This window comes from Spartinivicinus poritis, from assembly GCF_028858535.1.
Classification (GTDB): domain Bacteria; phylum Pseudomonadota; class Gammaproteobacteria; order Pseudomonadales; family Zooshikellaceae; genus Spartinivicinus; species Spartinivicinus poritis.
Genome location: NZ_JAPMOU010000008.1, coordinates 161,211 through 170,524 on the forward strand (window position 1 = coordinate 161,211; position 9,314 = coordinate 170,524).

A 9,314-nucleotide genomic window follows, 5' to 3' on the forward strand; every position below is an offset into this window, starting at 1 on the left:
AGCGATTGGCCTTTTTAATTTCCGCGCCTACTTTCTGAACAAAAAGCTTATTATTTACACATTGCAACAGCTTTGCCATAAAAACTTAACTTTACCATAATGGTACTTACGTTTATATACTGTCTTATTTCTGTCACAAGGATAGTGTAATGGGAAGTGTTGTTATTGTTGGTAATGGACTGGGGATGGCTATTGCTCCCTCAAAATATACGCTTAAAAGCGCTTTAGATTCAGTTAATAATATCCACCCTAAAATAGACTTAATAAGAAAATTTATTTCCAATACACTACCTGATAATGAGGAGATGTTAGGGCAACTACAGTTACCTTTATTTTCCTATAGGGCTTGTAGGCTACTGAATATACCTCAAGAAAAAAGCGAACTAAAAGAGCTAGATACAATTTTGAATGATTATGTTTACGAAGTATCTTGTTATTTTCATAATTTAGTTCCATATACTGTCATTGAGAATTTTATTAAACATTTATACAGCTACATAATGAGGACAACATCCCATATTGCTACTTTAAATTATGACAATTTATTATATAAAGGTATTTTAAAAAATAAGTACCGTACAGACCAAAGTATTGCAGATGGGTTTTTGTTTGGCCCCATAAACTCAAGAAATAGCTATATGGTTTACAAGTCTAAAGAATTCAACTGGAAAATAGAAACTCAACCGAAGTACTTACATTTGCATGGTTCTCCTTATTTTGTAAACAATTCTCATGGGATTGTAAAATTACGCGATACAGTAACAAAGTTATACAACAATACAACTGGAGACATTGATGAGGTTGATGGTAAAACGAAAGGTAAACATATCGTACTAACCAGTGTTGAACATAAAAAATTTATTATTGAAAATTCCCCTTTACTAAAAAAATACTGGTCAGTATTGAAGCACCTAATAGGAAAAAATAAAACCATAATTATATTTGGATACTCAGGTTATGACACACACCTTAACGAATTGATATCCCTCTACCCCAAAAAGAAAAAAGCAATAATTGAGTGGGAAGAAGCAGGAAAAGATGATGGAGGTTGTACAAAGGAAGATAGGTTAGAATTCTGGTCCAAAAGACTGAAAACTCACGAAAGCAACATCATCTTAGAACAAATGGCAAACATAACAGAATTCACAGCTTGGGATAGCCTATTCGAGAAGAAAAAGAAAAAACAAGCAGCAACTGCCTAAAGGGAGCCTAAAGCTCCCCCAAAACTAAAACCCAATGGCTGCAGCTTGTATCGCCGTCTTTATCTGTGAGGAACCATTCATACACATTACACTTGACTTAATTCCCGCTGGGTCCGCTTCAGCAGCGCATCTAAATTTAACAGCGGTCCCACATGACGCAAGCCAGCCGTAAACGGAAGTTATTTTTTACCTCCTAGGTGCTTTAAAAATCGCATGGCATCTTCTTCTTTAAAACCTCCAAATCTCATTTGAGAGATTAAATCATCTGAGCTTGGATAATGACAACGCTGAACACCTCCTACTACTAATATAATTGGCTGATGCATTAATGCTCTTGCCACTGAATCTGGACCTAAAACAGCCTGTATCGTTGCTGTTGAAACTAAGGTGTTGTCAATATAAGCGCTAACACGCTTTTTAAGGTGTTTCTCAGTAAATTTTCCTAACTCTAGTGAAGCATTTAAGTCGAATTTGACATTTAATTGAGGTCTGTCATTTTCATCTGTTGAAAGTGTGGCACTTGTTACTTGGCTAGGCTTTATTGTAAGGACACTACCCTCTTTGCCTGCCTCAAGCTCTTCAATTACAAACTTAATATCTGCGTTAGTGCTAAGTGCCATTGAAGTAATCAAGGCATATAAAATAATTTTAAGACTCATAATGCTCTAACCTTGGGTATCAAGAGTTTATTTAACATATTTTCAAGGCTAGCAGTTAACTTATCATTTGACCCAAGAACTAAGCTTTGACTTAAACCCTAGGCAATCTTCAGCAAACTTTTCAAACTCAGCTTCCAGCGCTTCAGCCCTATGCCTCTCAGCCTCCACAGCTCCATCAAGCGCCATCTGCTCTACCCAATACGCAACAGCCCCCGCGACAGCTTCGAGCCTGTCATCGTGCTTTAGGGCGCCTCTGTCGTGTGTTATGCGGGACATTTGGTAGAAGAGGGAGTAGCTAAAATCACCCTCACATTCCTTGTAATCTTTTTCTATAATTCTTGTGTCGACTATTAGCCTGTGTTGGCTCATGACAGGCTCAAGAGAATCAATAATACGCTTTTCTTTTTGGCCCTTAGCCCTTTTACCCTCAACTTGGCAACTATGAACCTTCCTCAGTATGGGTTTAAATAACTCAATGAACATGCCATCACCGAAGTTATCTTCCACTTGCACCATGTTCACTTTATGCTGCTGGGCAGTATTCGCCAGCTCTTGTAATGTGGTAGGCGTATACCCATCGCGGTAACCGCCAACGTCTATTAGAAACTGATAGCCGTGAAGGAACTTGGCCACAGCATAGCTTGTTTCATCGGCTCCCCGGCCTGATGGGTCAATAAACATAACTGAGCCTGTGTACTCTGCTAGCTCTTTATCAGTCCACATAGGCGAATAAAAGCGGTCGCCAGTTAACCCTAGGGTTGGCACTTCTAATACTTTATCAGCTGAGTTACACCAAGCTAAATCGATAGGAGCCCGTTTTAAGTCGAGGGACATCACCATTAAATCAGCTAACTTAAGCGGGTACTTATCCGCATCACTTAAGCTTGTGTCCAGCATAAATTGCAGGGCAAAGCCTGCTTTACCATACGACAGTCGCCGTTCAGCTAAATCTGAATCAGGAAACCGGGAAGGCTCTGTTGTAGTACCTGCTAGGGAAGCGTTGCGAATAACTTTGTCGTAAATAAGCGAGGATAAATTACCCTTCCATTTTTCTATTTCATCAGGGTTAGGATAAAGCGCTGTCCAAATACGGACTTTATAGCCCCTTTCTTTAACCAGCTTATTATACAGGGACATTTCCGTTTGAGGTGTCCCAAGAAAAGTAATTTCAGAGCTTGCTAAGGGCTTTAAAATAGCATCAAATTCTTTGACCAGTTCTGCTAATTTGTCCCTGGCTGTTTGCGTTGCACTGTTGTTTAAGACCTCAATATCGTCAGCCACAATAATGTCAGCACGTGAGCCTGTCAGTTGCCCGGTAATTCCAACAGATTTAACTGAGGGGCTGTGGTCAGCTGCTGCTGGACCTACATCAAAGGCAATCTTACTGTCTCTCTGGTCTCTCCTGGGCTTTAAATGATTTAGGAAAGGTATTTCATCAATTAGCCTCTTAGTGAACGTAGAGAAGCTGTCAGCCCGTTCCTTGCTTGCGGATACGACCAGTACTTTAACTTGGGGATTTTTATACAAACGCCAGAGTACATAAGCCGATGTAATCCAACTCTTAGCTACGCCCCGGAACCCCATAATTATTTTTCGTTTGGGTCCCTCCTGCAAATAAAGGGCTATGTCCTTTTGCAACTCAGTTGGAGGCGGTAGACGTAGATATTTCCATATAACAGTTAAGAAGAATACAAACTCTGTCTTTAACTGGTGTTCTAGTTCTTTTTCTCTTTGGTTCATTTATTCCTGGTGGGTTAATATAGGCGGGAACAAGGAGGGCTTAGAGCAGCCCCCTTTGCTTATTTAGTGGGTATAACGAATGTCGTCCGGGTCGAATGGGTCTACTTCATTCAGTTTATTTTCAAGTTCGGCTAACGGACTATCGGGGCGGGGAATATCACTAATGTGATTGTCTTTTAGAAATTGTCGAATGACATTTAGTTCGGAGGCGCTTGGTGCTTCGCCTTCTTTTTCGGTCGTTAATTTATCGAGAAGATGTTGCGCTAACTCTGAGTGTAGTTGTGATAAAATCTGGTCAAGGGTTTTTGTCAAGAAATCTCCTATGTAATTAAAGAGCCATCAGGACGAAATTCTAAGGCTGAATCTTTACCAACAGCAGTTGCATAAGCCATCGTAAAATAACCATTTTCATGCTCAATTAACTTATATGGATGATTAATTTGTCTAAATAATTCCTCATGCTCAGCAAGTGTCATGGTGAAGTCCTCAGTCATTTAAAGCCTCCTTTTCAACAATGGCAACGATTGCATCATCTATTTTATTGTCAGTCCTTTTAGCCATCTCTTTTAACAAGGTCAATACAATTTTCTTAACCAGTTTTGTTGCAAGAAAGCGTAAAATAAAGCTACTTATCATGTTTTCTCCATCCTCTGTTTTTCTTTTGGTTTGTTGTTCGTAAATTTTTAATGCTGTTATTTAAAGGGTTTCTGTCTTTGTGGTCTACGTCTTTACCATCACCTTTCTTAGCAAGACCTTTTTTAATCATTAAGCGTCTTGCGGCATTACGCATTGCGCGTCTCTTTTTTTGCTCAGGCTTACTATGATATTCTTTATATTCTTTTTTATAATCCCTCATTACTTCCTATAAGCGTTGCTTCCAAAATACTTATTCTTTTGTCTGTTTTATGCATCAACTTATTTAAGTCTTTTACAACCTCAGTTAATGTTTCTAATTGTTTGTAATTTGCCTCTAGCGTACTCAGCCTTTGCTCAATTAGAACAACGTAGCTACCAAAGGCAAGGGTAAGCATTATTACAATTGTAGGAAGGGAGGTTTTAAACCAATCTAGCAATATCAAATCCTTCTGTATCTGGTGGTATTGGCCATGTTACTTCCTGTGGCTCATTGTTAATTTGTGGTATATCTCTTAGTTTCTGTCTGTATGTGGACCAAGCCTTTCTCAGCTCCTCAGACAGTTGATTATCGCGCATTTGTGTCCAGTCTGTAGCACGCAATAAGTTATTCCTGTGACCGCGTATAATGTCCCATGTGCTTATCTCTGAGCGGTCCTCTGTCACGACTGGGGTATACAGTTTATTAAGCATAGTGCTTATTACAGGGGCTTCTGGAATATTGCGGTTAAAGTAGGAATCTTCGGGCAGGGACCGAGATATTGCTTTTATTAACTCTTGTTCTGTCGGGTTATCTTTATCAATTAGAGAATCAAGACCGATATTTATTTTAAATCCATTTTCCAACTCAATATCAAGTGAGCCTGTATTTCTGTGGTAATTAATTATCTTAAATTTCATGTTTTACTTTGTTAAATTCTCCTTCCTATTATGTAACTTGTATCTCTGTAGCCTGTTAGTGCAATGGACCCTACATTGTGAATAGCAATACCGGCTGTGCCTCCAGCGCCACCCGAGCCTAACTTGGGAAACTGCATAATACTGAATCCACGGCCACCTCCAGCACCTGTTGTACCGTAGTTACCGCCATGGCCGCCTGTACCACCTCGGGCAGTCTCTCTACCACTACCCTCGGCGCCTCCTGTCGCATATCCACTTGAGCCAGCGCCTCTACCGCCGTGACCGCCTGAGCCTGTAAACTGATGACGGTCGCCGTCGTTACGTCTTTGGCTCCATGCTCCACCACCACCGCCTCCACCACCTCCACCAGCATAAATACGTCCACCGGATGTGTTGTAGAATTCTAAGCGTTTGCAGCCGTGGCCTGGGTTAATCCATAAAGCTGTACCACCAACGCCTCCTCCGTGTCCATTTGAGGCCCAGCCAGCGCCGTTAGGATTTTTCACACCGTTACCGCCAGGCCCTCCGGCACCTTCTTTACCAAGGATAAGTGCATTATTAATTATTTTTACCTTTCTTCCGGCAAAGTGAGTACCTAAAGATAGCGCCGCGCTATTCGTAGAAGAGGCTTTAAAAGTACCTGTTAAAGTGATTTCAATGTTACTGGCACCACCAACGTGGGGGAGAATGTGTCCGAACAAATCAAAGTTGACGCCTCCAGCCCATGAGACACGCTTTAATGAAACTAATTTCCAGGTCCCGTTTACATTGACGTAAACATCAGCTTCACGCCAGGACCCTTGTACATTGACATAAGCTTGGGACAGAGAGCGCCAATTATTGTTAATATTTAAATAAGTTTCTGACATAAGGAAGAAAGAGCACAACTTAACGTGTAGCCCTTATTATTTTAACTCCTTAATATCCATAGTTTAGTATTAAGTCTGTAAGAAATTCAGTATCGTCAGGCAAAATGTCTTGATACATTAAGCCTATTTGATAGACTTGTTTGCCTTCTCGAAAAACATTGTTCCGCTCGGTTTGTTGCATATTTATTTTATTTATATGAATGACTTTAGTCTTTGATTTTATTGTACGCTCTTTAGGTTTCACAATATCAAAAGCAAATAATATCAATTGAAGCGTAAAGCCCGGCTCTAACACTGCTTGTGTATGAATAAGCACACCTCCAATTGATACATTAACAGTATTAAAATAAGAAAGTTTTGTTTCTTGTTCTAGGTCTAATAATTTCCCATACCATATTATTCTTTTTCGCAGAGAATAACGGCGTTCATACGTATGATAACTTTCCATACAGAGCATTCCTTAATATAAAATGCATAATAATAATTAAATTATTAGAGGCTAGCTGTATTTAAACCATATTTGACCATCAGCACCACCTGAAGGATTGCTAGTGCTTATATGGATATTCCCTCGGTGATAAGCAGGCTTATCTTTAACGTATAACTCACCTGTGATATATAAACTGCCGTAGACCGAGACATGATTCCACATGCCTACACGAAATTCTCCAGCCACCTTAGAATCATTTCCGTGAATCATAAGGCACTTATGGTATAGGCCGTCGTTATAAATTGAGCCGTGGCCTTTTCCATAGCCAAGGGTGGGCCACTGAACATAATCATCAAAAGTCCAAGCGCCTTTTACTTCTGGCTTATATTTCTCAACATAGCCTTTTGCTCGGTTGGCTTCTCCATGTGCGCGATTAGCCTCCGTCGTTGCCTTATTTGCTTCTGCAATAGCTTTCTCTTTGTGCGCATTGGCAGTCACCATGTGTTGCTCAGCTTTCCCTCTTATTACCTCAGTATCACCTTTAATTGAAGTAGTAAAAGTTCTAGCTTCACTTAATGTTTGCTCTGTGTCAATTTTTAGTTGATTAGTTGACGCCCTAATCCGTTCTGTCGTTTCTCTTTCATTCTTTGCACGGTCCGCCTCTGCGCGCGCAGCAGGAATATATTGCGAGCGCATGTAACTTAAATTAACAGCGTCATTTTCTTCAACAGGGTTCGAAACTTGACGAATACGCCTATTCAAAGCGTTAAAATGACCATCCTCTTTCATCTTCAGTAAGCCCTCGGAATAATCGAGTACTTCTTGCGCGACATAAAAGAGCTGCTCATTAGCCATGTCCAAGACTGCCTCAGATAAAATAGCGCCATCATCAAAATCAACGGCGCGCTCATGCAATGGGGTCTCACGTTTAACACGGACCACAACATTAGCTGCTGGTGGTGAAGATAAAGAAGCAACATTATTATTTATTAAGCAACTGGACTCTTTACCAGCAATAAAAACTTTAATGTGGCTCTTATTGACAATACTGTAGACAGTTTTTGAATTATAAAACATTGCTCTACAGGCCATGTACCATAGGAAGGAGGAGTTTATTGCATGTTAAGCCTCAGGCTATCTTGCAATAAAGTATATGAGAGTAGAGCACTCCCCCCGTAAACACTAACATACAACACCTATAAAACTGTCCGCAGTATTGATTGAGAAATTTAAAAGGAATAGCAAAGTCTTTCGTTTGTCCATCGGCAATATAATCTTTGTATGATAATGCCATTAATTAATATCTGTCCTCCGAATATTTGGGTAGGTTTCCACCTAGATTATGTAGAAATTGTTGTATGCCTAACATGTTTTGAAAAGGTAACGTGCGATATAAATTATTCCAATCCCTTTGCGAAAAATCATAATTATTACTTAAAGCTGCTTGAGCTAAACCTGACACGCCTGAAGAAGCTTTTTCTATCCAGTCGTACGACGCGTTACCAGTCCACACATTGGTTGCTAGCTCTGACATACGTGAATTAAAGAAAGGTTCGCCTGTCACCATCTCAGCGGCACTATCGGCAAACATGGGGAATATTGAGGCATACGCCGAGCGCTGAAAAGCAGCCTTAGCGATAGCTTCAGGCTCTAGCCGTTTACGTAGAAAATCCCGTCTGTCGTGTCTTCCTGTGGCTTGTAAATGGGTTTGACCGACGTAGACAAGACCAGCAAAGAAAGTTGAATGTAGGAACAGAGAAGCAGTTTGTAGGTCCCTATGCTTTAAGCCATGCAACAACTGTTTTGAGTAAGCAGTGATAGCAAAGGTGCGGAATTGGATTAAGGTTTTTCCAAGCTCCTTGCTCATCAGGTAGGAAACACCATCACCAAAGTCCTGTTCCTGAATTATCCGTCTGCCCCACAAGCCTATTGCATAAGAAAATTTAGCGTAAACGTCAGGGTCCCACCTGTCGAAATTCATTTTGGTTAACTTGCCGTTCTTATGCTCAACGTGCCGGTATTCATTTTTAATTCTTTCCAGTAGAGCATCATCAATACCAAGCTCTCGTAATCTTTCAGGCTTAAGTACAGCTTTATTTTTCTGGCTGTAATCAAGGAAGCGCTGAGCCATACCTTTCATAGTTAAGTTTTGGAGCATATGGTTAATTGAATGGAAACCCGACATATTCGCTGTAAATTTGCCCATGTGGTCCAAGCCGCGTTCTATTTTATCCCACTTATTTGTATGGCCGTTAAACGTTGCGCCAAAGTCGTCTATTTGATTAGTCACTTGATGCATAAGCCGACCATTAGCCCAGCCGCCCATAGCGTCTGAAAGCTCTTCCAGCAGGTCATCTTTATAATTGCCATTCTCCATGCGTTTAATCATTTTGCGTAGCTCTGGAACGTGCCTCATAAATTGTAGCCAACCAACGTGACTTAAGGCTGGCCCCATTTCCATAAGCTGCGCAAAGCCCACTTGGTTCATGTTCCGGGCATACTGAATCTTTCTTATTGTGCGAAGAATACGGCTACTTCGGGCTGTTGGGTCTGTATCAATGGGGCGTCCGACAAGGTGGTTATAAGCATCGTACAGTTGCTTTATTTCGAGTTTGTGGCGTGTCCGTTCTGCTTCAGTCTTACCAGGGTTATACGCTCGCTTCTTCTCGATTTTTTCCATGGCTGCCTTAAAGGTAGCTTCGCTGTCTATCCCTTGGCGAGCTAAGGCAATGTGACCCAACATATACCAGTCGCGAATCATTTCTAGGTTCAATAATACAGCATCATGTGTATAATCCACTGTATATGAGAGGATTTGAACTATCACCAACAGCACTCGCAGAGCTTCGAGTCGCCCACAAGTGTTGTAAGCATGCTAAAG

13 protein-coding genes are annotated in these 9,314 nt (G+C 40.8%); 1 reads left to right on the forward strand and 12 read right to left on the reverse strand.

The features are described 5' to 3' along the window. Window positions 1-149: 149 nt before the first annotated feature. A complete protein-coding gene (locus ORQ98_RS08935; RefSeq protein ID WP_274688457.1) occupies window positions 150-1,202 on the forward strand; it encodes a DUF4917 family protein in 1,053 nt (350 codons plus the stop codon). A gap of 179 nt (window positions 1,203-1,381) precedes the next feature. Here the strand turns inward: ORQ98_RS08935 and ORQ98_RS08940 are convergent, their stop codons facing one another. From ORQ98_RS08940 to ORQ98_RS08995, 12 genes are all read right to left on the reverse strand, one after another. After that, a complete protein-coding gene (locus ORQ98_RS08940; RefSeq protein WP_274688458.1) occupies window positions 1,382-1,861 on the reverse strand; it encodes a SecDF P1 head subdomain-containing protein in 480 nt (159 codons plus the stop codon). Window positions 1,862-1,924: 63 nt separating this feature from the next. Then, the gene (gene terL / locus ORQ98_RS08945; protein WP_274688459.1) at window positions 1,925-3,601 is read right to left on the reverse strand and encodes a phage terminase large subunit; all 1,677 of its coding nucleotides are present in this window, start codon (window positions 3,599-3,601) and stop codon (window positions 1,925-1,927) included. A 63-nt stretch (window positions 3,602-3,664) separates the two neighbouring features. Then, the gene (locus ORQ98_RS08950; protein WP_274688460.1) at window positions 3,665-3,913 is read right to left on the reverse strand and encodes a hypothetical protein; all 249 of its coding nucleotides are present in this window, start codon (window positions 3,911-3,913) and stop codon (window positions 3,665-3,667) included. A gap of 8 nt (window positions 3,914-3,921) precedes the next feature. Continuing rightward, window positions 3,922-4,095 (reverse strand): hypothetical protein, encoded by a 174-nt coding sequence (locus ORQ98_RS08955; protein WP_274688461.1) that lies wholly within the window; start codon window positions 4,093-4,095, stop codon window positions 3,922-3,924. Further along, window positions 4,088-4,237, reverse strand: coding sequence for a hypothetical protein (locus ORQ98_RS08960; RefSeq protein ID WP_163832003.1), 150 nt, complete (start codon window positions 4,235-4,237; stop codon window positions 4,088-4,090). Before ORQ98_RS08960 ends, ORQ98_RS08955 begins: the two co-directional genes overlap by 8 nt. Continuing rightward, complete coding sequence (locus tag ORQ98_RS08965) at window positions 4,227-4,457, reverse strand: HNH endonuclease (RefSeq protein WP_274688462.1); 231 nt, start codon at window positions 4,455-4,457, stop codon at window positions 4,227-4,229. The genes ORQ98_RS08960 and ORQ98_RS08965 overlap by 11 nt, the downstream gene beginning before the upstream one ends. After that, window positions 4,444-4,674, reverse strand: coding sequence for a hypothetical protein (locus ORQ98_RS08970; RefSeq protein ID WP_274688463.1), 231 nt, complete (start codon window positions 4,672-4,674; stop codon window positions 4,444-4,446). Before ORQ98_RS08970 ends, ORQ98_RS08965 begins: the two co-directional genes overlap by 14 nt. Next, a complete protein-coding gene (locus ORQ98_RS08975) occupies window positions 4,658-5,134 on the reverse strand; it encodes a tail fiber assembly protein (RefSeq protein ID WP_274688464.1) in 477 nt (158 codons plus the stop codon). Before ORQ98_RS08975 ends, ORQ98_RS08970 begins: the two co-directional genes overlap by 17 nt. An 11-nt stretch (window positions 5,135-5,145) precedes the next feature. Beyond that, window positions 5,146-6,003, reverse strand: a complete 858-nt coding sequence (locus ORQ98_RS08980) for a hypothetical protein (RefSeq protein WP_274688465.1) — start codon at window positions 6,001-6,003, stop codon at window positions 5,146-5,148. A 49-nt stretch (window positions 6,004-6,052) separates the two neighbouring features. Then, window positions 6,053-6,451, reverse strand: coding sequence for a hypothetical protein (locus tag ORQ98_RS08985; protein WP_274688466.1), 399 nt, complete (start codon window positions 6,449-6,451; stop codon window positions 6,053-6,055). Window positions 6,452-6,502: 51 nt separating this feature from the next. Beyond that, entirely contained in the window at window positions 6,503-7,510 is a 1,008-nt protein-coding gene (locus ORQ98_RS08990; RefSeq protein ID WP_274688467.1) for a phage tail fiber domain-containing protein, read from the reverse strand. 220 nt (window positions 7,511-7,730) lie between these two features. Continuing rightward, entirely contained in the window at window positions 7,731-9,269 is a 1,539-nt protein-coding gene (locus ORQ98_RS08995; protein WP_274688468.1) for a hypothetical protein, read from the reverse strand. Between the last annotated feature and the right edge of the window lie 45 nt (window positions 9,270-9,314).